We start from the raw sequence: 21,578 nt of genomic DNA on the forward strand, positions 1-21,578 counted from the left end.
GTTATTTTCCTTTAGCGGCGGACAGGGTGGCGAGAAGGTGTTCGCGGTCTAACAGCGCAGGCAGAATCTGTCCCTGCGGCAATTCCGGTCCGTAAATCTGGTTAAACGGCACCGCGGCGCTGCCGCGAGCGGTTAAAAACTGGCTAATGACAGCGGAGGGGCGGCTCCAGTCGCCGCGCAGGGCGACTACGTCTGGCGCTAACAGCGCCTGCTGGACGTCGTCGCGCAGCAGCACGTTGTATTTATTGGCTTTACAGGTCACGCACCAGTCGGCGGTGACATCAATAAATACCCGCTTATGCTCCGCCAGGGCGCTGGCGATAGCCTGCTCGCTGAGCGGCTGCCAGTTAACCCGGTCGCGGCGCGGGCCCTGGCCGTCCTGTTGGGCGACAAAGGCGACGGCGCCCGCTACCACGATGGCCAGGGCGCCCGCGCGCAGCGCCGTCCGCCAGCGGTAGCGCCAGGCGGTGGCCACTAGCAGGGCGATGGCCAGAATCACCAGCAGGGTAAGCACCGGCGTACGGCCGATGTGGATCGTCAGCAGGCTGACCAGCCATAGCGCTGAACCAAGCATCATTAGCCCCAGCACCACCCGCAGATGATTCATCCAGCGGCCCGGGCGTGGCAGTCGTTGCGCCAGACCCGGCCAGGCAACGATCAGCAGCCACGGCAGGCTCATGCCGATCCCCATGGCGAAGAAAATGCCCCACAGCAGCGGCAGGGGCGCCACCAGCGCCACCGACACGGCGGTGCCGAGGAACGGCGCGGTGCAGGGCGTCGCCAGCAGGGTGGCGAAGGCGCCCTGCCAGAAATGGCCCATTAAGCCGTTGCCGCCGCGGGTGGCGAGGAAGGTGCTGGCGCTGGAGGATAGGCGGATTTCGAACAGCCCCAATAAACTGGCGCTGAACAGCACCATCACCAGCGCCATCGCGCCGATAAACCACGGGTTCTGGAACTGGATGCCCCAGCCGAGCGCCTGATTCCCCAGGCGTAGCGCGGTCATCAGCGCCAGCGCCAGGAACGAGACGACGATCCCAAATACCGAGGCGAGGAACTGCCGCCGCACCGCGCCGCGTTCGCGACCTTCGGTTTGCACCAGCGAGCCGAGCTTCATCGCCAGCACCGGCAGCACGCAGGGCATGACGTTGAGAATAAGCCCGCCGGCCAGCGCCATCAGCAGCACCCAGCCTAACGCCAGCCCCGGCGCGGCGCTGCCGGCGGCGACGGCGATTTGGCTTTCCTGCGCCTGACCGCTATCCGCCAGCACCAGCGACAGCGTTTTGCCGCTCAGGTCCGGCGCCGCTTCGCCCCAGCTATCGGTGACCGGTACGGTGGCGGTCAGCGTATCGCCGCGGGTGGTAAAGCTCGGCTTGCCGAAATCGACATCCTCCATGCTGTCGATAAACAGCGCTGGCTGCTGCCAGCCGGCATCGCGGCGGGCGGTCACCGTCAGTTTGCCGCTGACGTAGCTGGCGGTCAGTTGCGAAGTCAGACCATCGCGCAGCGGCAGTGTGCCCATCGCGCGGGTAAAATCATAATTAAATCGCTCCCCCGCCGGAGTCGTCATATCCAGCGAAAAGGGGTAGTCAGTGAGAATGCAGACATTGCTGCAGGTAGAGAGCGTCAGGACGCCGCTAAGCGTCGGCGGTATCTTCCCGCGCAGCGTCATCGGGAAGCTGACGTCGCCGTGATAGCCCTGAGTGGAAATGCCCGCGACGTCGAAGCGCTGCGGCGTCGGCCAGCGCCAGTTCACCTCCAGCGGCGTGTGCCAGGCGATAGCCGGCGCGATGCCGCCTTCCCCTGGCGAGCGCCAGTAGGTTTTCCAGCCCTTTTCCACCGCTACGTCTAAAAGCAGGCGAGTGTCGCCATTGCTCTCGGTTTGCGCCCGCAGGCGCACGCTGGCGTGTTGATTGTCGGCGGCGCGCAGCCAGCCGCTGTCGGCGGCCTGGCTGACGGGCAGCCATAGCCAAAGCAGGCAGACCAGTAGTCGCCTGAATACCATATACATAAGTTTGCTCCGTAAGTGATGAATTAACCTGAACTGTCAGGAGAATCAATCACTCACGGAAGACGCATAATCGCAGATGCACCCGCAATCGGGGTGAGGAGATAACGCGGGGAGGCCACTGGCGTTCGATACGCGGCGGGATCGCCGCCAGCACCGCCAGCAGCAGGGTGATAGCCAACAACGCCCCTTCAAACAGCATCGGCGGAACGGCCATCAGCGACTTGGCGCTGAGCTCGCACGGCGTGACCGGCGCCTCGGCCTGATCCTGGTTTTGCTGTAGCGACTGGCTGTCGGCGGTGAGGTTCATGACCAGCGCGTGCATCCCGGCCATCCGTTGAGCGGTGCAGGTTAGCACCACCAGACAGGCCAGGAGGACAAAAAGAATGGCTTTGCGTTGTCGCTTAATCATGATTGCCTCAAATATTCACGAGGCTTATCTTAACGGGCGAACGGGTTTTGGCAATGGTAAAGCTGTAAAGAAGTGTCTGGCGGATAAGCAATTAGCCCTCCCCCGGCCGGGAGAGGGCGGTTAGTTACAGGTTCTCACCGTTGCTGGCGATGACCTCTTTGTACCAGTTAAAGCTCTTCTTGCGCGAGCGGGACATGTCGCCGGTGCCATCGTCGTGTTTGTTGACGTAGATGAAGCCGTAGCGTTTGCTGTACTGCCCGGTGGTGAAGGAGACGCAGTCGATGCAGCCCCATGGGGTATAGCCCATCAGATCGACGCCGTCATAAGTGACCGCTTTGATCATCTCTTCGATGTGGGCGCGCAGGTAGTCGATGCGGTAGTCATCGTTGATGCTGCCGTCGGCTTCTACTTTGTCGTAGGCGCCAAAGCCGTTTTCCACGATAAACAGCGGCTTCTGATAACGCTCATACAGTTCACACAGAGAATAGCGCAGGCCGACCGGGTCAATCTGCCAGCCCCAGTCTGAAGCTTTGACGTGCGGGTTCGGCACGCTGCCTTCGAAACCGGAAATGGCGTCGCCAGTGCCGCCCTCGGCTTTCACCGCGTTGGTCATGTAGTAGCTGAAGCCGAGATAGGCGCAGGTACCTTCGCGCAGGATCTGCGCGTCGCCGTCTTCCATCCTGATGTTGAAGCCGCGGCGTTCCCATTCATTCAACACATAGCTCGGGTAGTAACCGCGCAGCTGGACGTCGGTAAAGACGTAGCGCTCGCGCATCGACTCCTGGGCGAACATGACATCTTCCGGTTTGCAGGAGTAAGGGTAGAGGGCGACCATCGCCAGCATGCAGCCGACCTGCATGTCCGGGTTGATGCGCCGCGCCGCTTTCACCGCCAGCGCGCTGGCCACGAACTGGTGGTGCAGCACCTGGTACATGGTCTCTTCCGGATTGTCATGCTCGGTATAGACCACCCCGGAGCAGCAGTAGCCGAACAGCGGCGCGCGCCAGTTGCGCTGGTTGTTGATCTCGTTAAAGGTCATCCAGTATTTCACTTTGTGCTTATAGCGCTCGAAGACCACTTCGGCGAAGCGTACAAAGAAATCGACCACTTTGCGGTTGGTCCAGCCGCCGTACTGCTGCACCAGGTGCAGGGGCATCTCGAAGTGGGAGAGGGTGATCACCGGCTCGATGTTGTATTTCAGCAGCTCGTCGAACATGTCGTCGTAGAACTTCAGTCCCTCTTCATTCGGCTGGGTTTCGTCACCCTGCGGGAAGATGCGGGTCCAGGCGATAGAGGTGCGGAAGCATTTGAAGCCCATCTCGGCGAACAGTTTGATGTCTTCTTTGTAGCGACCGTAGAAGTCGACGGCTTCGTGGTTCGGGTAGTATTTTCCCGCTTCGACCTGGTGGGTGATTTCGCGCGGCACGCCGTGCGCCCCGCCGGTCAACACATCGCAGATGCTGGGGCCTTTGCCGCCCTGATCCCAGCCGCCTTCAACCTGATGCGCGGCGACCGCGCCGCCCCATAAAAAATCTTTCGGAAGGGTTAATTTTTTCATCCTGGCTAATCTCTCTAATAACTATTGTTCTCGAGTCTAGCAAAGTGAAAGTGAATGTCACGATATAACAAATTCCGCCAAAGGTAATATGTTACATCAAAAAAACAGGCTGTTATTTTTAGCTGATTTTGCGCGCTAATTTACGTCCGAGGGATTCGAGAATATAGATCACTGGAATTTGCGTTGTAATATCGTAGACCCCGCCAATGCGCGTCTGCGGCACGTGCCAGGAGAGATTGAAATCAGCCAGTTTGGCCAGCCGCGAATGCTCATGGCTGGTAATCGACATCACCTTGCAATGATGCAGGCTGAACTGGCTGGCAAAGCGCAGGATCTCTTCCGTCTCGCCAGAGACGGAAAGCACGATCGCCAGCGCGTTGCGGGCCATATCGTTGGTTACCGGAAAATAGGGGTCGTCAATATGGTTGCTGAATTTACCGACGTTGGAGAAGAAGCGTGCGCCATATTTCGCCAGCGCGCCGGAGGTGCCGGCGCCGACAAAAATAATACGTTCGGAGGCGAGAATAATATCGACGGCCTGCTCGAGTAATTCATCGAACTCGTCATTATTGACGCTTTTAAAAAAGCTCATTATTTCGCTGGCGCCGATATTTGCCTGTTGAGGCTCATTCTGCTCGAGATATAATTTAAAGCGCACGCGAAATTCAGAGTAGCCCTCGCACTGCAGTTTGCGGCAGAAGCGTAACACGGTGGTCGTGGAGACCCCGGCGGCCTCGGCCAGTTCGCGGATGGTCATGTACATCACTTTGTCACGATTTTTAATGACGTAGTGGTAGACCATCATCTCAAGATTATTGAGACTGGCGACAGCGGCGTGGGAGAACATACTCACAGGGCGAACTCACAATTCATAATGACCAGGACGGAATTATATCATGCAGGCCAATGACATTACCTTTTTTCAGCGTTTTCAGGACGACATCCTCGCCGGGCGCAAAACCATCACCATTCGCGATGCAGCGGAGTCGCACTTTAAGCCCGGCGATGTGCTGCGCGTTGGGCGCTATGAAGATGACGGCTATTTTTGCACCATCGCCGTGACCGCGACCTCGACGGTGACGCTCGATACGCTGACCGAACAGCATGCGCAACAGGAGAATATGACTCTCGGGCAGCTGCGGCAGGTCATCAGCGACATCTATCCTGGCGAGAGCCAGTTTTATGTCATTGAATTCAAAACGCTTTAAGATAAGCAGGAACAGCTGTGAGTTGAAATAAAAATGTAACTTTTTGATTTTAATGTATTTACAAATATACATCGTTTTATTTTAGCTAACAGGTGTTCACTGGAATCATTCTCAGTTACCCTAAGTGGGCAATGAAAGCGTTCTTGTTTTCACGGAGTCCAGTATGGTTCGCAAACCATTAATCACTCAGGGATATTCTCTGGCAGAGGAAGTTGCCAACAGCATCAGCCACGGGATTGGGCTGGTGTTTGGTATCGTCGGCCTTGTGTTGCTGCTGGTGCAGGCGGCGGATACAAACGCCAGCGCGACGGCGATCGCCAGCTACAGCCTGTACGGCGGCAGCATGATTATGCTGTTCCTCGCTTCCACGCTCTATCACGCGATCCCGCATCAGCGGGCGAAACAGTGGCTGAAAAAGTTCGACCACTGCGCTATCTACCTGTTGATTGCCGGGACCTACACGCCGTTTTTGCTGGTGGGGTTGAATTCACCGCTGGCGAAGGGGCTGATGATCGTCATCTGGAGCCTGGCGCTGCTGGGGATCCTGTTTAAGCTGACCATCGCGCACCGCTTTAAAATTTTGTCGCTGGTGACCTATCTGACCATGGGGTGGCTGTCGCTTATCGTGGTCTATCAGCTGGCAGTGAAGCTGGCGGTGGGCGGGGTAACGCTGCTTGCGGTTGGCGGGGTGGTGTACTCGCTGGGGGTCATCTTCTACGTCTGCAAACGTATTCCTTATAACCACGCTATCTGGCACGGCTTCGTGCTCGGCGGCAGCGTGTGTCACTTCCTGGCGATTTATCTTTACATCGGCCAGTCCTGATAAACATGCCACGGTGGCGCTGCGCTTACCGTGGCTACGATATTCTGCGGCCTGGAAATTCCACGGTGGCGCTACGCTTACCGTGGCTACGATATTCTGCGGCCGGGTAGCCCGGCTAAGGCGCAAGCGCCGCAAGCCGGGAACTTTTCCTTAATTTTCTTCCAGCGAATACGGCAATGGTTTGATGCTCAGGCTGCCGGCATCGTCGCGTACACGGAACACGCTGTCCGGTTCCATGTCGTTATTCATCACTACCTGGACCATCAGGCTTCCGTCATCCAGCTGTACGGCTGCCAGCACCGTACCGGTGCGGCGCCAGTTGTCGCCCATCTTCAGCTCCAGGTCTTCCCCGGCTTCCGGCACCCGGCTGGCGGTCCCTGACAGCGTCCACAGCGCGCGCTTATTGGCGCCGCGGAATTTCGCCCTCGCGACCATTTCCTGGCCGGTGTAGCAGCCTTTTTTGAAGCTGATGCCGCCCAGCGCCTGCAGGTTGGTGGCCTGCGGAATGAACTGCCCGCTGTTAGCGCTGTCGATAACCGGCAGGCCGGCTTCAATATTCAGCGCCAGCCACTGTTGGCTGTTGTTAAACTGCGCTTCGCCGCGCAACGCGTCGGTGACGCGGTTGGCGGTGTCGACATCGGTCACCAGCAGGAAGCGCTCGCCCGGGTGTTCAAACCACAGCAGGCTGGTGGCGCCTTCGCTGACCACCGGGGTGGCAGCGTCGGGCAAGGCGGCGAACAGCGGCGCCAGCGCGGCGCGCGCCTGGAAGCCGGCCACCCCCAGCAGAACCAGATCGTCGTTGGCGGCGATGGTGACTTTGGAGAAGACGGCATATTTTTTCAGCTCGGTCAGCTGCGCGTCGCGCAGGCTGCGGCGCTCAATCCACGCGAAGCCGCCCTCGCGACGGAATACGCGCAGGTTGCTCCACATCTTGCCTTTGGCATCACAGTGGGCGGCAAGCAGATGCTGGGCATCGGTGAGATGACTCACATCGGCGGTAATCTGCCCCTGCAGATATTTTTCGCTGTCCGGCCCGCTAATTGTCGCCAGCGCCCAGTCATCCAGGGTCATCAGCGTTAACGGCAGACGAGCGGAAGAGGAAGGCTGACGCGGAGGAAAAGGTGTAAAAGCCATAGTCATATCCTGAATCGCTTAACGCAGTGTGTGTGACCAATGGTAAAAGAGCTATAGTGCATTGCAAGTGCTTTCAACAGGCCATTTGTGCGCTGGCGTGAGACAGCCGCCTGACGCAGGGAATCAATAAACCCATCATTATTTTAAGGTTTTTATGGAAGGATGCTCGCATTCAGCGATATTCCTGTAAAGTTACGGCAGAAAACGGGTTAAACTAACCTATATTTTGCTGCTGGAAGGTCAACATGGACATTAACAATAAAGCACGTATCCACTGGGCATGCCGCCGCGGGATGCGCGAACTCGACATCTCCATCATGCCGTTCTTTGAGTATGAGTACGATACCCTCAGCGACGCTGACAAACAGCTGTTCATTCGCCTGCTGGAAAATGACGATCCGGATCTGTTCAACTGGCTGATGAACCACGGCAAACCGGCCGATGCGGAGCTGCAGCGGATGGTAACCTTAATTCAGACACGGAATCGGGAACGTGGTCCTGTGGCAATCTGATCTCCGTATCTCCTGGCGCGCGCAGTGGTTTTCCCTGCTGCTTCACGGCGTGGTGGCGGCCCTGGTGCTGTTGGTTCCCTGGCCGCTGAGCTATACCCCGATCTGGCTGCTGCTGCTGTCGCTGGTGGTCTTCGACTGCGTGCGCAGCCAGCGGCGGATCCATGCCCGTCGCGGGGAGATAAAACTGCTCACCGATTCCCGTCTTCGCTGGCAAAACGCCGAATGGGAGATCCTCGGGACGCCGTGGGTTATCAATAGCGGTATGCTGCTGCGTTTGCGCCATGTCGATACCCGGCGCGGACAGCATCTTTGGCTGGCGGCGGACAGCATGGACGCCGGAGAGTGGCGCGATCTGCGCCGGCTGGTGCTGCAAAAACCGGCGCAGGAGTAAGCCGCGTCAGGAAAAGTGTTCGGCCATTTCGCCGAGGATCTGCTCGCACCAGCTCTGGATGCGCTCGTCGCTCAGGTCGTACTGGTTGGTTTCATCCAGCGCCAGGCCAACGAACAGTTGGCCATCGGCGATCACCGGTTTCGGGCTGGTGAACTCATAGCCTTCGGTTGGCCAGTAGCCGACAAACTTCACGCCCTTGGTCGCCAGCTTGTCATGCAGCATGCCGAGCGCGTCAAGGAACCATTCGCCGTAGCCCAGCTGATCGCCCATGCCGTACAACGCGACGATCTTTCCCTCGAGGTTCAGGGTGTCCAGCTGATCCCAGACCGCTTCCCAGTCTTCCTGAATTTCGCCGAAATCCCAGGTCGGGATGCCAAGGATCAGTACGTCGTACTGGCTCATCAGCGCGGGGGAGTCATCTTTCAGATTGTGCAGCGTCACCAGCTCGGGGCCGATGATATCGCGGATTTTCTCCGCGGCCATTTCGGTGTAGCAGGTACTGGAGCCGTAAAACAGACCTATATTCATCGCGTAAACATCTCGATTCTTGCCGTGAATGGCGGGCAGTGTACCAGAAAGGCGTCCTCTTAAGGCATAATGAGAGCGTTTAACGAACAAAGAGGCCGATGTGAAACAGGATCTGGCACTAATCGAACAGTTTCTCGATGCCCTTTGGCTGGAGCGCAACCTGGCGGAGAATACGCTCAGCGCCTACCGTCGCGATTTGACGATGTTAGTTGAGTGGTTGCACCATCGCGGCCTGTCGCTGGCAAGCGTTGGCAGCGACGATCTGCAGGCGCTGCTGGCTGAGCGGCAGTCCGGCGGCTACAAAGCCACCAGCACCGCGCGCCTGCTGAGCGCCGTGCGCCGTTTTTTCCAGCATCTGTACCGGGAAAAAATTCGCCCGGACGATCCCAGCGCGCTGCTGGCCTCGCCGAAGCTACCGCAGCGGCTGCCAAAAGATCTCAGTGAGGCGCAGGTTGAGCGCCTGCTGCAGGCGCCGCTGGTGGAGCAGCCGCTGGAATTGCGCGATAAAGCGATGCTGGAGGTGCTGTATGCCACCGGCCTGCGCGTCTCGGAGCTGGTGGGGCTGACGATGAGCGACATCAGCCTGCGGCAGGGCGTGCTGCGGGTGGTGGGAAAAGGCAACAAAGAGCGGCTGGTGCCGCTGGGGGAAGAGGCGGTACTGTGGGTGGAAAATTACCTCGAGTATGGTCGCCCCTGGCTGCTGAACGGCGTGGCGTCGGATGTCTTATTTCCCAGCCAGCGCGCCCAGCAGATGACGCGCCAGACCTTCTGGCATCGGATTAAACACTATGCCGTACTGGCGGGGATCGACAGCGAAAAGCTTTCCCCGCACGTGTTACGCCATGCGTTCGCCACGCATTTGCTCAATCATGGCGCCGATCTGCGCGTGGTGCAGATGCTGTTAGGACACAGCGATCTCTCCACCACGCAGATATACACCCACGTGGCGACCGAGCGTCTGCGACAACTTCATCAACAGCACCACCCGCGGGCGTGAGTGCTGAACAAAAGGACTGAGTATGAAAAAAGGTTTATTGATGTTCACCCTGCTGGCGGCCTCCCTTTCAGGAGCGGCGCACGCCGATAGCGCGGCAATTAAACAGTCGCTGGCGAAGCTGGGTGTGCAGAGCACCGATATTCAACCATCGCCGGTTTCCGGGATGAGCACGGTGCTGACCGACAGCGGCGTGCTGTACGTGACCGACGACGGCAAACATATCATCCAGGGGCCGATGTACGACGTGAGCGGCGCTCAGCCGGTCAACGTCACCAACCAGCTGCTGCTGGGTAAGCTGAACGCGCTGAGCAATGAGATGATTGTCTACAAAGCGCCGAAGGAGCAGCACGTCATCACCGTCTTCACCGATATTACCTGCGGCTACTGTCATAAACTGCACGAGCAGATGAGCGACTACAACGCGCTGGGGATCACCGTGCGCTATCTGGCTTTCCCGCGACAGGGTCTGCAAAGCCAGGCGGAGCAGGACATGAAGGCCATCTGGTGCGCGAAAGATCGCAACAAAGCGCTGGATGACGCCATGAATGGTAAAGGCGTGCAGCCGGCGAGCTGCAGCGTAGATATCGCCAAACATTACACCCTCGGCGTGCAGATGGGCGTCAACGGTACGCCGGCGATGGTCCTCAGTAACGGCATGGTGCTGCCGGGCTATCAGGGGCCGAAAGAGCTGAAGGCGTTCCTTGATGAGCACAAAAAACAGACAAGCGGTAACTGATTCGCGTGAAACAACAGATACAACTACGCCGCCGCGAGGCGGTTGACGGCGTCGAACTCCCCGCCGACCTGCCGCCGCTGCTGCAGCGGCTATATGCCAGCCGCGGGGTGCGCAGCGCGCAGGAGCTGGAGCGCAGCGTCAAAGGCATGCTCCCCTGGACGCAGCTCACCGGCGTTGAAAAAGCGGTCGAGATGCTGCATGACGCGTTCCAGAAAGGGTTGCACATCGTGGTGGTCGGTGATTTTGACGCCGACGGCGCCACCAGCACCGCGCTCAGCGTGTTGGCCCTGCGCGCGCTGGGTTACGGCAACGTCTCCTATCTGGTGCCGAACCGCTTTGAAGACGGCTACGGTTTAAGCCCGGAAGTGGTCGATCAGGCCCATGCTCGCGGCGCGCAGATGATCATGACCGTCGACAACGGGATCTCGTCCCATGCCGGCGTCGATCATGCCCATGCGCTGGGGATCCCGGTGCTGGTGACCGATCACCATCTGCCGGGCGAGACGCTGCCGGCGGCGGAAGCTATCGTTAATCCCAACCTGCGCGATTGCGACTTCCCGTCAAAATCACTGGCCGGGGTGGGGGTGGCGTTTTATCTGATGCTGGCGCTGCGCACTTTTCTGCGCGATAAAGGCTGGTTCGACGCTCGCGGCATCCCCGCGCCGAACCTTGCCGAGCTGCTGGATCTGGTGGCGCTTGGCACCGTCGCGGACGTCGTGCCGCTGGATGCTAACAACCGTATCCTCACCTGGCAGGGGTTAAGCCGCATTCGCGCCGGCAAATGTCGGCCCGGTATTAAGGCGCTGCTGGAAATTGCCAACCGCGATCCGCAAAAGCTGGCGGCCAGCGACCTCGGTTTCGCCCTCGGGCCGCGCCTGAACGCGGCGGGACGGCTGGACGACATGTCGGTCGGCGTCGCGCTGCTGCTGTGCGACAACATCGGCGAAGCGCGGGTGCTGGCCAACGAGCTCGATGCGCTTAATCAGACGCGCAAAGAGATTGAGCAGGGGATGCAGGCGGAAGCGCTAACGCTCTGTCAGCAGCTGGAGCGCAGCGCCGATACCCTGCCCGGCGGGCTGGCGATGTACCATCCGCAATGGCATCAAGGGGTAGTCGGCATTCTCGCCTCGCGGATTAAGGAGCGCTTCCATCGCCCGGTTATCGCTTTTGCGCCTACCGGCGACGGCACGCTGAAAGGCTCCGGTCGTTCCATTCAGGGGTTGCATATGCGCGATGCGCTGGAGCGCCTTGATACGCTTTATCCCGGGCTAATCCTGAAGTTCGGCGGCCACGCGATGGCGGCGGGCTTATCGCTGGAGGAGGCGCGTTTTGAAGAGTTTCAACAGCGCTTCGGCGAGCTGGTGACCGAATGGCTGGATCCTGCGCTGTTGCAGGGCGAGGTGGTTTCCGATGGCCCGCTGGCGGCGGCGGAGATGAGCATGGAAGTGGCGCAGATGCTGCGCGACGCCGGGCCGTGGGGGCAGATGTTCCCGGAACCGCTGTTTGACGGTCGTTTTCGCCTGCTGCAGCAGCGGCTGGTGGGCGAGCGTCACCTGAAGGTGATGGTCGAACCGGTTGACGGCGGGCCGCTGCTGGACGGTATCGTCTTCAACGTTGATACTTCCATCTGGCCGGATAACGGCGTGCGTGAAGTCCAGTTAGCCTACAAGCTCGACATCAACGAGTTCCGCGGCAACCGTAGCCTGCAGCTGATCATCGATCACCTCTGGCCAAATTGACAACAGTGTAGGAATAAGGGCGCGAATCCGGTAGAATTCCGCTCTTATCACCGCATTTTGACAAATCCATTAAAAGAAACCGACCATGTTTGAAATAAATCCGGTAAAAAACCGCATTCAGGACCTCACGGAGCGCTCCGACGTTCTTAGGGGGTATCTTTGACTACGATGCCAAGAAAGAGCGTCTCGAAGAAGTAAACGCCGAGCTGGAACAGCCGGACGTGTGGAACGAACCCGAACGCGCCCAGGCGCTGGGTAAAGAGCGTTCTTCCCTGGAAGCCATCGTAGATACCCTGGATCAGATGTCCCAGGGGCTGGAAGACGTTGCCGGCCTGCTGGATCTGGCCGTGGAAGCGGACGACGAAGAGACCTTTAACGAAGCCGTCGCCGAGCTGGATACCCTGGAAGAGAAGCTGGCGCAGCTTGAGTTCCGCCGCATGTTCTCCGGCGAATATGACAGCGCCGATTGCTACCTTGACATTCAGGCCGGTTCCGGCGGCACCGAAGCTCAGGACTGGGCCAGCATGCTGATGCGCATGTACCTGCGCTGGGCGGAAGCGCGCGGCTTTAAGACCGAAATCATCGAAGAATCCGAAGGTGAAGTCGCGGGGATTAAATCCGTGACCATTAAGATCATTGGCGATTACGCCTACGGCTGGCTGCGTACGGAAACCGGCGTTCATCGTCTGGTGCGTAAGAGCCCGTTCGATTCCGGCGGCCGCCGTCATACCTCCTTCAGCTCCGCGTTCGTTTACCCGGAAGTGGAAGACGATATCGATATCGAAATTAACCCGGCCGACCTGCGCATTGACGTATACCGCGCCTCCGGCGCCGGTGGTCAGCACGTTAACCGTACGGAATCCGCGGTGCGTATTACCCATATCCCGACCGGATTGGTGACGCAGTGCCAGAACGACCGTTCGCAGCACAAGAACAAAGACCAGGCCATGAAGCAGATGAAAGCAAAGCTTTATGAACTGGAGATGCAGAAGAAAAATGCCGAGAAGCAGGCGATGGAAGACAACAAGTCCGATATCGGCTGGGGCAGCCAGATCCGCTCTTACGTGTTGGATGACTCGCGTATTAAAGATCTGCGTACCGGGGTGGAAACCCGCAACACTCAGGCGGTGCTCGACGGCAGCCTGGACCAATTTATCGAAGCAAGTTTGAAAGCAGGGTTATGAGGAACCAACATGTCTGAACAACAAGCACAGGGCGCTGACGCGGCAATTGACCTTAATAATGAACTGAAAACCCGTCGCGAGAAGCTGGCTGCGCTGCGTGAGCAGGGCGTCGCATTCCCGAACGATTTCCGTCGTGACCATACCTCTGACCAACTGCACGCTGACTTCGATGGCAAAGAAAACGAAGAGCTGGAAGCGCTGAACGTTGAAGTGGCCGTTGCTGGCCGCATGATGACCCGTCGTATCATGGGTAAAGCGTCCTTCGTGACCCTGCAGGACGTAGGCGGCCGCATCCAGCTGTACGTGGCGCGTGATGACCTGGCGGAAGGCGTTTATAACGACCAGTTCAAAAAGTGGGACCTCGGCGACATCATCGCCGCCCGCGGTAAGTTGTTCAAGACCAAAACCGGTGAGCTCTCTATCCACTGCACCGAGCTGCGTCTGTTGACTAAAGCTCTGCGCCCGCTGCCGGACAAATTCCACGGCCTGCAGGATCAGGAAGCGCGTTACCGTCAGCGTTACCTGGACCTGATCTCCAACGATGAATCTCGTAAGACCTTCAAAGTGCGTTCGCAGATCCTGGCGGGCATCCGTCAGTTCATGGTTGGCCGCGGCTTTATGGAAGTAGAAACCCCGATGATGCAGGTGATCCCGGGCGGCGCTTCCGCGCGTCCGTTCATCACCCATCATAACGCGCTGGATCTGGACATGTACCTGCGTATCGCGCCGGAACTGTACCTCAAGCGTCTGGTGGTTGGCGGCTTCGAACGCGTCTTCGAGATCAACCGTAACTTCCGTAACGAAGGGATCTCCGTTCGTCATAACCCAGAGTTCACCATGATGGAACTCTACATGGCTTATGCGGATTATAAAGATCTGATCGAGCTGACCGAATCTCTGTTCCGCACCCTGGCGCAGGACATCCTCGGCAACACCGAAGTGCCTTACGGCGACCAGGTGTTCGACTTCGGCAAGCCGTTTGAAAAACTGACCATGCGCGAAGCGATCAAGAAATACCGTCCGGAAACCGAGATGGCGGATCTGGATAACTTTGATTCCGCGAAAGCGATCGCTGAATCTATCGGCATCAAAGTGGAGAAGAGCTGGGGTCTGGGCCGTATCGTGACCGAGATCTTCGAAGAAGTGGCGGAAGCGCACCTGATCCAGCCGACCTTCATCACCGAATACCCGGCGGAAGTTTCTCCGCTGGCGCGCCGTAACGACGTCAACCCGGAAATCACCGACCGCTTTGAATTCTTCATTGGCGGCCGTGAGATCGGTAACGGCTTTAGCGAGCTGAACGACGCCGAAGACCAGGCGCAGCGCTTCCAGGATCAGGTTGATGCGAAAGCCGCAGGCGACGACGAAGCAATGTTCTATGACGAAGACTATGTCACCGCGCTGGAACACGGCCTGCCGCCGACCGCTGGTCTGGGTATCGGTATCGACCGTATGGTCATGCTGTTCACCAACAGCCACACCATCCGCGACGTTATTCTGTTCCCGGCGATGCGTCCGCAGAAATAATCGCCCTTCGCGAAAAGCAAAAAACCCGGCTTGCCGGGTTTTTTTATGTCTGATGTGAGGTCCTAAGGCTGGCGTAGCCTGGCTCAGCGCAGCGCAAGCCGGGGATCCCGGATGGCGGCGTAAACGCCTTATCCGGGCTACGCAATGGCGCAGAACCGTAGGCCTGTGCAAGCGTAGCGCCGCCAGGCATTAATGACAGGCACAGGGCTGCGCCTGGCCTGGAGAATAGTCAGCTTACCCGCGCATACGCGCAACAAAGTCGGTCAGCGCCTGGCGGGCGTCCCGATTTTCCGCTTCCAGCACCATCCACGGGCTGAACGCCCACGGCGTGGCGGCCAGCGCGCTTAACATGGTTGCCAGGTCAACCCACTGATAGTCCATGACTTCATCGTCGTTAGGCTGCACTTCGCTTACCACGCGCGCGGCATATACCGGGCACACTTCGTTCTCAACGATACCGTTTGGGGCGACCGCCCGGTAGCGGAAGGCCGGGTGAACCGGCGCGATATCAGAGATCTCCACACCGAGTTCGAAGCGACAGCGGCGCGTGACGGCCTGCTCGAAGGTCTCGCCCTGCTGGGGGTGTCCGCAGACCGAGTTGGTCCATACCCCGGGCCAGGCTTTTTTGCCCAACGAACGGCGAGTGACCAGTAACTGACCCTGCTGGTTAAACAGCCAGCAGGAAAACGCGAGATGTAAAGGGGTATCAAACGTATGGGCGGCATACTTCTCCAGCATACCGGCAGGCTGATCCTGCTCATCCAGCAAAATGACGTGTTCCCCGGCCATGACGACTCCTGAAAATAAAAAATGACCCGGCACAAACCCGCCGGGTCATGTACTCAGGCCACTAGGGTAGCCCATAAATGGGAGAAAGGCATTACCAAAACAAGCCCTGGAGGCAGCTCTGTGAACGGCAACGCGCAATAGCGAGGAGAGGCCGCCGCGCCGCGTGGCGCAAATATGAATTTCTGCCTGCCGCAGACCGCGCGCTAGGGACGGGGGATAATGGTTTCGCCATCAGGGATGACGCCCTGCGCCGCGGACTGGTATGATATTCGCCCTGATTGCGAGGTAAGTGGTTGTGTTAAGTGCAGGATGCCTGATGATGAAACGCTTTTATATGACACTGATGCTGGCGGCAAGCCTGGTGCTGGCCGGCTGCTCCAGCACCTCCGATTCCGGTGGCACCTACACCGTTAAACGCGGCGATACCCTGTACGGCATCTCCCGCACCACCGGCACCAGCGTTCGCGATCTGGCCCGCCTGAATAACATCTCCCCGCCTTACACCATTGAGGTGGGGCAGAAGCTGAAGCTTAACGGCAGCAGTTCAACGAAGACAACGAAGAAAAAATCTTCCTCTACGCGCACCGCGGCGGTCACGCCTTCGTCCGCGGTACCTCAGTCCTCCTGGCCGCCGGTGGGACAGCGCTGCTGGCGCTGGCCGACCAGCGGCAAAGTGGTCCTGCCTTATTCCACCGCCGATGGCGGCAATAAAGGTATTGATATCGCCGGAACCCGCGGCCAGCCGGTGTATGCCGCCGGGGCGGGCAAGGTGGTCTACGTCGGCAATCAGCTGCGCGGCTATGGCAATCTGATCATGATTAAGCACAGCGAGGATTACATCACCGCCTATGCCCACAACGATAAGCTAATGGTGAATAATGGCCAGAGCGTGAAGGCCGGCCAGCAAATTGCCACCATGGGCAGTACGGATGCCGATTCAGTGCGGCTGCATTTCCAGATCCGCTACCGGGCGACAGCCATCGATCCGCTGCGTTACCTGCCGCCGCAGGGAAGTAAACCTAAGTGCTAAAAGGTTATTTTATCGCCAGTCAGCATCCGGCAGGCTTGTCACAGGGTGCGTAAGGGCTATAATGCTTCTCGCACCTCTTCGCGGGCGTAGTTCAATGGTAGAACGAGAGCTTCCCAAGCTCTATACGAGGGTTCGATTCCCTTCGCCCGCTCCAAATTCAAGTCTCCTGAAGTCTACCTAACTCAATTTTCCCTTAATAAATCAGCGGTTATAGCATTCTGTTAGTCTATTGAACTCCGACGGAGGACTCCACTTTGGTTGCGGGATCGGCGTTTTGCGCTGCTGGCGCTGGAGTCGTAGCGTTTAGTGATATTTTCGCGCTTATCCTGTTTCCGCAGGATGAGCGATTTTACGCAACCGGCTCGCGCTGACGACGACCGATACCGCAGAGGCCGCGGCGGCGCTCCACAGCGCAACATGAATTGACCTTTCATCTGCTGCCAGCAGAACGGCTACGGCGGCGGCTCCCAGGCACTGCCCGAAAGTGCGCATAATGGATAAAACACCGGACGCATAACTCGCGTGCTCACGAATAACGTTTGAGAGCATTTCCCGGTTATTGGGACTCTGAAAGCAGCCAAACCCTATTCCGCATACCAGACTTCGCAGGCAGATATCCCACATTGAAGGGCTGGCGGGTAACGTCGCCAGCAGGATCAAACCGACGACAAATATCACCAGCCCCAGGGTGGATATCGCCGGGGCTGATATCGTGTCCGCCCAACGGCCTGCATGCGGCGCAATCAGCACGATCCCTAATGGCCACGGCGTAAACAGCAGGGCAGACACTACCGGACTGTAGCCGTATTCGCTCTGAAACAGGAAGGGTAGCGCAATAAAGGTGATCCCCTGGCTGACAAAAGCAACCATCGACGTGAAGGCCGCGAGGGTAAAACGTTCATTTTTAAACATGCTCGGCGGCAGTAAGGGATGACCCGTGCGGCGGATTTGCCAGATAAAAGCCATGCCGCTCAGCGCAGCGAGAGCCATCCAGCAAAGGCTGCCGAATTGAGAAGTAGCGTTCTGTAGGCTGTTCGCCGCCATGATCGTCGAACCCAACAGCAGCGCCGACAATATGGCGCCCACGGTGTCGAAGGGCGCCTGCATACGGATCGCATCCCGCGGCAGCGCTCTGACCGCCAGCAGTAAGGCGAGGGTGCCGGGAAGAATGTTTATCGCAAACAGCCATTGCCAGCTAAGAGTGTGAAGGATCGTACCGCCCAATACCGGGCCGATAGCGGAGCTCGAGGCAATGAGCAGGGCATGGAACCCCAGAATGCGGCCAAGTAAGCGTCCGGGAAATACGGACCTGAGTATTGCGGGGGCAATACTCAGCGTCGCCGCGCCGCCGATCCCCTGAAGCACGCGCATACCGATAAGCACTTCGGGCTTATTCGCCAGCGCACAACCCAGTGATGTCAGGGTAAAGGTCGTCAGGCCCGCCAGAAATACGGGGCGATAACCCAGACGGGCCGCAAGCGCCGCGAATATCGCCAGCGTCATCGCAGCCGCCAGCAGATACCCGTTGGCGAACCAGACGGCAATACTGGCAGGTACCTGCATCTCCTGAGCCATGGAGGGCAGGGCAATGTTGATCATGGTGCCATCAAACACGCCCATTAAGGTGGTGGTCATTATTGCGGCCATCACCCGTGCGCGCGCCGGGCCAGGCAGTCCTTCGTCGCCGGGTTGACTGGAAAAGAGCGTCATCATTTGTCCTCTGAGAAGAGTGTATGGATGACAAAACTATAAAGATGGCTTTTACCAGGCGGAAGGCGCACTATTTTCACTTTATTGTTGCATCAAACGCCTTATCTTAATGTGCTGGGAGGAAGGGTAATGTCTGATCCCGATTTTAATTTGCTGGTAGCTCTCGACGTATTGCTGAGTGAAGCGAGTGTCGCAGGTGCGGCTCGTCGTCTGAACCTCAGCACTTCGGCCATGAGCCGGACATTAAGCAGGTTACGCGATGTCACAGGAGACCCGATCCTGGTACGCGCCGGGCGTAACATGGTACTGACCCCGTGGGCCGAAGCGACCCGGGATCGCGCCAGGCGTGCAGTGCACGATGCCAGGGCGGTATTACAGCCCTCAACTGAAACGTTCAGCGCGCAAAATCTGGCGCGTCTTTTTACCATCAGGGCAAACGATGGTTTTGTGGTGGCGTTTGGGCCTGCGCTTATAGCAGCGGTTGCCGACGCAGCGCCGGACGTCTGTATACGCTTCGCGCCTAAGCCGGAAAAAACGTCGCGCTATCTTCGGGAAGGGCTGGTTGATCTGGAGATTGGCGTTCAGAGTAATATGGGGCCAGAAATACGGCTGCAACGACTGTTTGAGGATCGGTTTGTTGGCGTCGTCCGTAAAGGGCACCCGCTGGCTAAGCAGGCTGAAATAGGCGTGAGTGATTATGTCGCCTGGGGCCATGTGGTAGCGTCACCCGAGGGCGCGTTGCACGGATCCGTTGACGATGCGCTGGCCGAACTGGGGACAAAACGTAAAATTGCAAGCGTCGTACCGGGATTTCCGACAGCACTTTCCGTGGCGCTGGAATCGGATCTTATCGCCATGATACCCGCACTCTATTTACTCAATCAGCAGGTAACGGACCAGGTACACCTTTTCGAGCTGCCGTTCAAAAGCCGTCGTATTACGGTATCGCAGATGTGGCACCCAAGAATGGAACGCGACCCCGGTCACCGCTGGCTGAGAGAGCAAATTCTTGCGATATGCGGTGTGGCCCGGTCAGTCATGACTAAGGAGCCTGTATAGCGATTGCTATAACATCAATGTATATTAAATGAATAATTCAACTTACTGATATTTAAGGTTAAATGCATCAAACGAAGTAGCGGTGTAGTAGCTAAATTGAGATGTCCATCTCTGACCAAATAGACATGTCCGCGCTACCGTCTCGCCACAGCGATCGCTGCTTTCAAAGGATGAGACTCATGACGGCATACGGAACGGAAATTTTCTCAATGAGCGATGTGAACAGACTCACGATCGAAGTCTCCATACTTCGATAGACCGTTTATGTTCTTTCCGCGAGACCTGATCGAAAGCCCTCCAGGTACCTTTAAATTAACAATTAACGATAAATAAAGGACAGCTTCCCTGTCCTTTATTCTTTTTTATTCAGCTTTGCTCTCGCGCGCTCGCAATACCTCACCGACCACCGGGGCGGCGGTAAACGCATTTGGCCATCCCGCGTAGAACGCCGCCTGGGCGACCACTTCTCCGGCCTCTTCAGCCGAAAGCCCATTATCCATAGCTCTGTTTAGGTGGTAGCCAATCTGCGCGCTCTGTCCGGCGGCGATTAACGCGCTGACCGTCACCAGACTTCTGTCGCGGGGCGTAAGCGCGGGCCGTTGCCAGAGGTCGAGAAACAGCGGGTCGGCGGTAAATTTAACCAGGCCAGGCGAAATGGGGCCGACATTTTTTTCCACGGTGTCTGCACGCTGTTTCTCTACCTGTTCATTGAGTGGCAGCAGCGTTGGCGAGGCGGCGGGCAGGGCCTCTGCCGTCACGCCCCTGGCTTCAAAGATGGTTTTAGCGACGCTGACGGCTGACATCGCATTGGGCCAGCCAGCGTAGAAGGCGAGGTGAGTAATGATCTCTGACACTTCCGCTGGCGTCACGCCGCTATCGAGCGCAACGGCAATATAGTGCTTCAGCTCGCCTGGCTGGTTGCGGGCAATCAGCATCGCTACGGTCACGATGCTACGGTCGCGGGCGGACAGGGCGTCACGTTGCCAGAGGTCGTTGCTGATGGCCTCGCGGCCGAAGCGCGCCAGCGCCGGGGAGACCGCTTGAATATCAGCGTCAGCAAGGGTGGAAGGGGTAATTTTCATCATAGCTTCATCTCTTTGTTCGTTGGCATAGGCAAAATCAGACAGCACAAGCGACAAGGCTGCCGCGGCAATCACGTTTTTCATATTTGCTCCTTTCCCGATCAGCAGGGCGGAGCGTTACCGCGTCCAGACCTGCTTAACGTCCTTCGTTTGCGGCGTGTTTTGCGCCATGATCCCCGTCAGAACGTGCGGCTGGTAGGTTTCTTCAAGAAACTGGATTTCCTCCGGGCTCAGGTGAAGATTGACTGCGTTTACCGCGCCATCGACGTGATCTTTTTTTGTGGCCCCTACGACAGGCGACGTCACTTTTGTCAGCAGCCAGGCCAGCGAAATTTCGGTCATGGAGACCTGATGCCGTTCGGCAAGTTCGGCGACGCGGGCAATAATGATCCGGTCCTGTTCTGCCGTGCCGTCGTATTTGCCCCGGGCATAATCATCTTCCACCGCTCGCCGCGTGTGGCCTTCTAAGCGGGAGAGACGGCCGCTGGCCAGCGCGCTATAGGGAGTCATGGCGATACCCTCTTCCGCGCACAGCCCGAACAGCTCTCGTTCATCTTCACGCATAATCAGGTTGTAGTGGCTCTGCACAGAAACAAAGGATGTCAGCCCTTCGCGTTCGGCAAGGGCGTTCACCTTCGCCAACTGCCAGGCATAGCAATTGGAAATGCCAATCGCGCGCACCTTGCCGGCGGTCACTGCGGTGTGCAGCGCCTCCAGCACGTCGATAACCGGGGTGTTGTAATCCCAGATGTGGTAGATGTAGAGGTCGATGTAGTCCATCCCGAGGTTTCGCAGACTCTGGTCAAGCGAGCGGGCTATCGCCTGTTTTCCGCTGATCCCCTCGGCAATCTGCGCGGCGGTTCGTGGCAGAAACTTGGTGGCCAGCACCACCTCCTCGCGTTTTGCCATCTCCCGCAGCGCCCGGCCAACGTACCGTTCGCTGGAGCCGTTCTGATAGGCGATGGCGGTATCGTAAAAATTGATGCCCTGTTCCAGAGCGTGGCGGATGATGTCCCGGCTGGCTGTTTCGTCCAGCGTCCAGCGATGCTGACCCGTTGACGGATCGCCAAACCCCATACATCCCATGCAGATACGGGAGACCAGTAAGTCACTCTTCCCGAGCCGGGTATACTGCATCGTTATTTTCTCCCTTT

At 58.1% G+C, this 21,578-nt stretch carries 21 protein-coding genes and 1 tRNA gene; 12 read left to right on the forward strand and 10 right to left on the reverse strand.

Going from position 1 to position 21,578, the window contains the following annotated elements; translation table 11 throughout:
* Window position 1: 1 nt before the first annotated feature.
* The 4 genes from OHJ17_RS04140 to OHJ17_RS04155 form a co-directional block, all read right to left on the reverse strand.
* Window positions 2–2,008, reverse strand: a complete 2,007-nt coding sequence (locus tag OHJ17_RS04140; RefSeq protein WP_032433515.1) for a protein-disulfide reductase DsbD family protein — start codon at window positions 2,006–2,008, stop codon at window positions 2–4.
* Between the two features lie 49 nt (window positions 2,009–2,057).
* Window positions 2,058–2,417 (reverse strand): hypothetical protein, encoded by a 360-nt coding sequence (locus OHJ17_RS04145; RefSeq protein ID WP_020802256.1) that lies wholly within the window; start codon window positions 2,415–2,417, stop codon window positions 2,058–2,060.
* A 124-nt stretch (window positions 2,418–2,541) separates the two neighbouring features.
* Complete coding sequence (gene bglA, locus OHJ17_RS04150) at window positions 2,542–3,975, reverse strand: 6-phospho-beta-glucosidase BglA (RefSeq protein WP_009485881.1); 1,434 nt, start codon at window positions 3,973–3,975, stop codon at window positions 2,542–2,544.
* Window positions 3,976–4,093: 118 nt separating this feature from the next.
* Window positions 4,094–4,822: a MurR/RpiR family transcriptional regulator gene (locus OHJ17_RS04155; RefSeq protein WP_002916321.1), complete on the reverse strand. Its 729-nt coding sequence runs from the start codon at window positions 4,820–4,822 to the stop codon at window positions 4,094–4,096.
* Between the two features lie 49 nt (window positions 4,823–4,871).
* Between OHJ17_RS04155 and yqfB the strand changes: the two genes are divergently transcribed.
* The gene (yqfB, locus tag OHJ17_RS04160; protein ID WP_004144734.1) at window positions 4,872–5,183 is read left to right on the forward strand and encodes a N(4)-acetylcytidine aminohydrolase; all 312 of its coding nucleotides are present in this window, start codon (window positions 4,872–4,874) and stop codon (window positions 5,181–5,183) included.
* Between the two features lie 163 nt (window positions 5,184–5,346).
* Window positions 5,347–6,006: a PAQR family membrane homeostasis protein TrhA gene (gene trhA, locus OHJ17_RS04165; RefSeq protein WP_002916317.1), complete on the forward strand. Its 660-nt coding sequence runs from the start codon at window positions 5,347–5,349 to the stop codon at window positions 6,004–6,006.
* A gap of 150 nt (window positions 6,007–6,156) precedes the next feature.
* Here trhA and ygfZ read toward each other — a convergent pair whose 3' ends face one another.
* Entirely contained in the window at window positions 6,157–7,140 is a 984-nt protein-coding gene (ygfZ, locus tag OHJ17_RS04170) for a tRNA-modifying protein YgfZ (protein WP_002916313.1), read from the reverse strand.
* Window positions 7,141–7,385: 245 nt separating this feature from the next.
* On the opposite strand from ygfZ, the gene sdhE reads away from it, so the two are divergent.
* Entirely contained in the window at window positions 7,386–7,652 is a 267-nt protein-coding gene (gene sdhE / locus OHJ17_RS04175) for an FAD assembly factor SdhE (protein ID WP_002916312.1), read from the forward strand.
* Window positions 7,633–8,043 (forward strand): protein YgfX, encoded by a 411-nt coding sequence (locus OHJ17_RS04180; RefSeq protein WP_002916310.1) that lies wholly within the window; start codon window positions 7,633–7,635, stop codon window positions 8,041–8,043. Before sdhE ends, OHJ17_RS04180 begins: the two co-directional genes overlap by 20 nt.
* A gap of 6 nt (window positions 8,044–8,049) precedes the next feature.
* Here OHJ17_RS04180 and fldB read toward each other — a convergent pair whose 3' ends face one another.
* Entirely contained in the window at window positions 8,050–8,571 is a 522-nt protein-coding gene (fldB, locus tag OHJ17_RS04185; RefSeq protein ID WP_004144730.1) for a flavodoxin FldB, read from the reverse strand.
* 100 nt (window positions 8,572–8,671) lie between these two features.
* Between fldB and xerD the strand changes: the two genes are divergently transcribed.
* From xerD to lysS, 5 genes are all read left to right on the forward strand, one after another.
* Window positions 8,672–9,568: a site-specific tyrosine recombinase XerD gene (gene xerD, locus OHJ17_RS04190; protein WP_004144729.1), complete on the forward strand. Its 897-nt coding sequence runs from the start codon at window positions 8,672–8,674 to the stop codon at window positions 9,566–9,568.
* Window positions 9,569–9,590: 22 nt separating this feature from the next.
* Window positions 9,591–10,304 carry a bifunctional protein-disulfide isomerase/oxidoreductase DsbC gene (gene dsbC, locus OHJ17_RS04195; protein WP_002916301.1) on the forward strand — a complete coding sequence of 238 codons (714 nt, stop codon included), beginning with the start codon at window positions 9,591–9,593 and terminating at the stop codon, window positions 10,302–10,304.
* A gap of 5 nt (window positions 10,305–10,309) precedes the next feature.
* Window positions 10,310–12,043 carry a single-stranded-DNA-specific exonuclease RecJ gene (gene recJ, locus OHJ17_RS04200; protein ID WP_004185546.1) on the forward strand — a complete coding sequence of 578 codons (1,734 nt, stop codon included), beginning with the start codon at window positions 10,310–10,312 and terminating at the stop codon, window positions 12,041–12,043.
* An 85-nt stretch (window positions 12,044–12,128) separates the two neighbouring features.
* Window positions 12,129–13,227 (forward strand): peptide chain release factor 2 gene (prfB, locus tag OHJ17_RS04205; RefSeq protein ID WP_095858446.1). Its coding sequence is split into 2 segments (ribosomal slippage): window positions 12,129–12,203 and window positions 12,205–13,227, totalling 1,098 coding nucleotides; the frame shifts between segments, so codons are not numbered across the junction.
* Between the two features lie 9 nt (window positions 13,228–13,236).
* Window positions 13,237–14,754: a lysine--tRNA ligase gene (lysS, locus tag OHJ17_RS04210; RefSeq protein ID WP_002916299.1), complete on the forward strand. Its 1,518-nt coding sequence runs from the start codon at window positions 13,237–13,239 to the stop codon at window positions 14,752–14,754.
* A gap of 234 nt (window positions 14,755–14,988) precedes the next feature.
* Here the strand turns inward: lysS and idi are convergent, their stop codons facing one another.
* Window positions 14,989–15,543 carry an isopentenyl-diphosphate Delta-isomerase gene (gene idi / locus OHJ17_RS04215; protein WP_023285541.1) on the reverse strand — a complete coding sequence of 185 codons (555 nt, stop codon included), beginning with the start codon at window positions 15,541–15,543 and terminating at the stop codon, window positions 14,989–14,991.
* A gap of 316 nt (window positions 15,544–15,859) precedes the next feature.
* On the opposite strand from idi, the gene actS reads away from it, so the two are divergent.
* Both actS and OHJ17_RS04225 read left to right on the forward strand, forming a co-directional pair.
* The gene (gene actS, locus OHJ17_RS04220) at window positions 15,860–16,573 is read left to right on the forward strand and encodes an amidase activator ActS (protein ID WP_004157874.1); all 714 of its coding nucleotides are present in this window, start codon (window positions 15,860–15,862) and stop codon (window positions 16,571–16,573) included.
* An 80-nt stretch (window positions 16,574–16,653) separates the two neighbouring features.
* Window positions 16,654–16,727 (forward strand) — tRNA-Gly (locus OHJ17_RS04225).
* Window positions 16,728–16,894: 167 nt separating this feature from the next.
* On the opposite strand, the gene OHJ17_RS04230 is transcribed toward OHJ17_RS04225, so the two are convergent.
* Window positions 16,895–18,283: an MFS transporter gene (locus OHJ17_RS04230; RefSeq protein ID WP_032413023.1), complete on the reverse strand. Its 1,389-nt coding sequence runs from the start codon at window positions 18,281–18,283 to the stop codon at window positions 16,895–16,897.
* Window positions 18,284–18,412: 129 nt separating this feature from the next.
* Here OHJ17_RS04230 and OHJ17_RS04235 point away from each other — a divergent pair, with 129 nt between their 5' ends.
* Window positions 18,413–19,342 (forward strand): LysR family transcriptional regulator, encoded by a 930-nt coding sequence (locus tag OHJ17_RS04235; RefSeq protein WP_002916293.1) that lies wholly within the window; start codon window positions 18,413–18,415, stop codon window positions 19,340–19,342.
* Window positions 19,343–19,704: 362 nt separating this feature from the next.
* Here OHJ17_RS04235 and OHJ17_RS04240 read toward each other — a convergent pair whose 3' ends face one another.
* A complete protein-coding gene (locus OHJ17_RS04240; RefSeq protein ID WP_009308612.1) occupies window positions 19,705–20,508 on the reverse strand; it encodes a carboxymuconolactone decarboxylase family protein in 804 nt (267 codons plus the stop codon).
* Window positions 20,509–20,541: 33 nt separating this feature from the next.
* The gene (locus OHJ17_RS04245; protein WP_009308611.1) at window positions 20,542–21,561 is read right to left on the reverse strand and encodes an aldo/keto reductase; all 1,020 of its coding nucleotides are present in this window, start codon (window positions 21,559–21,561) and stop codon (window positions 20,542–20,544) included.
* Between the last annotated feature and the right edge of the window lie 17 nt (window positions 21,562–21,578).

This window comes from Klebsiella sp. KP20-425-1 (assembly GCF_025813515.1).
Lineage (GTDB): Bacteria > Pseudomonadota > Gammaproteobacteria > Enterobacterales > Enterobacteriaceae > Klebsiella > Klebsiella pneumoniae.

Bases quoted from the DNA above. Each gene is read 5' to 3' on its own strand.
- OHJ17_RS04140 (WP_032433515.1), bottom strand. From the start codon at position 2,008: ATGTATATGGTATTCAGGCGACTACTGGTCTGCCTGCTTTGGCTATGG.
- OHJ17_RS04145 (WP_020802256.1), bottom strand. From the start codon at position 2,417: ATGATTAAGCGACAACGCAAAGCCATTCTTTTTGTCCTCCTGGCCTGT.
- bglA (WP_009485881.1), bottom strand. From the start codon at position 3,975: ATGAAAAAATTAACCCTTCCGAAAGATTTTTTATGGGGCGGCGCGGTC.
- OHJ17_RS04155 (WP_002916321.1), bottom strand. From the start codon at position 4,822: ATGTTCTCCCACGCCGCTGTCGCCAGTCTCAATAATCTTGAGATGATG.
- yqfB (WP_004144734.1), top strand. From the start codon at position 4,872: ATGCAGGCCAATGACATTACCTTTTTTCAGCGTTTTCAGGACGACATC.
- trhA (WP_002916317.1), top strand. From the start codon at position 5,347: ATGGTTCGCAAACCATTAATCACTCAGGGATATTCTCTGGCAGAGGAA.
- ygfZ (WP_002916313.1), bottom strand. From the start codon at position 7,140: ATGGCTTTTACACCTTTTCCTCCGCGTCAGCCTTCCTCTTCCGCTCGT.
- sdhE (WP_002916312.1), top strand. From the start codon at position 7,386: ATGGACATTAACAATAAAGCACGTATCCACTGGGCATGCCGCCGCGGG.
- fldB (WP_004144730.1), bottom strand. From the start codon at position 8,571: ATGAATATAGGTCTGTTTTACGGCTCCAGTACCTGCTACACCGAAATG.
- dsbC (WP_002916301.1), top strand. From the start codon at position 9,591: ATGAAAAAAGGTTTATTGATGTTCACCCTGCTGGCGGCCTCCCTTTCA.
- lysS (WP_002916299.1), top strand. From the start codon at position 13,237: ATGTCTGAACAACAAGCACAGGGCGCTGACGCGGCAATTGACCTTAAT.
- idi (WP_023285541.1), bottom strand. From the start codon at position 15,543: ATGGCCGGGGAACACGTCATTTTGCTGGATGAGCAGGATCAGCCTGCC.
- actS (WP_004157874.1), top strand. From the start codon at position 15,860: ATGATGAAACGCTTTTATATGACACTGATGCTGGCGGCAAGCCTGGTG.
- OHJ17_RS04230 (WP_032413023.1), bottom strand. From the start codon at position 18,283: ATGACGCTCTTTTCCAGTCAACCCGGCGACGAAGGACTGCCTGGCCCG.
- OHJ17_RS04235 (WP_002916293.1), top strand. From the start codon at position 18,413: ATGTCTGATCCCGATTTTAATTTGCTGGTAGCTCTCGACGTATTGCTG.
- OHJ17_RS04240 (WP_009308612.1), bottom strand. From the start codon at position 20,508: ATGAAAAACGTGATTGCCGCGGCAGCCTTGTCGCTTGTGCTGTCTGAT.
- OHJ17_RS04245 (WP_009308611.1), bottom strand. From the start codon at position 21,561: ATGCAGTATACCCGGCTCGGGAAGAGTGACTTACTGGTCTCCCGTATC.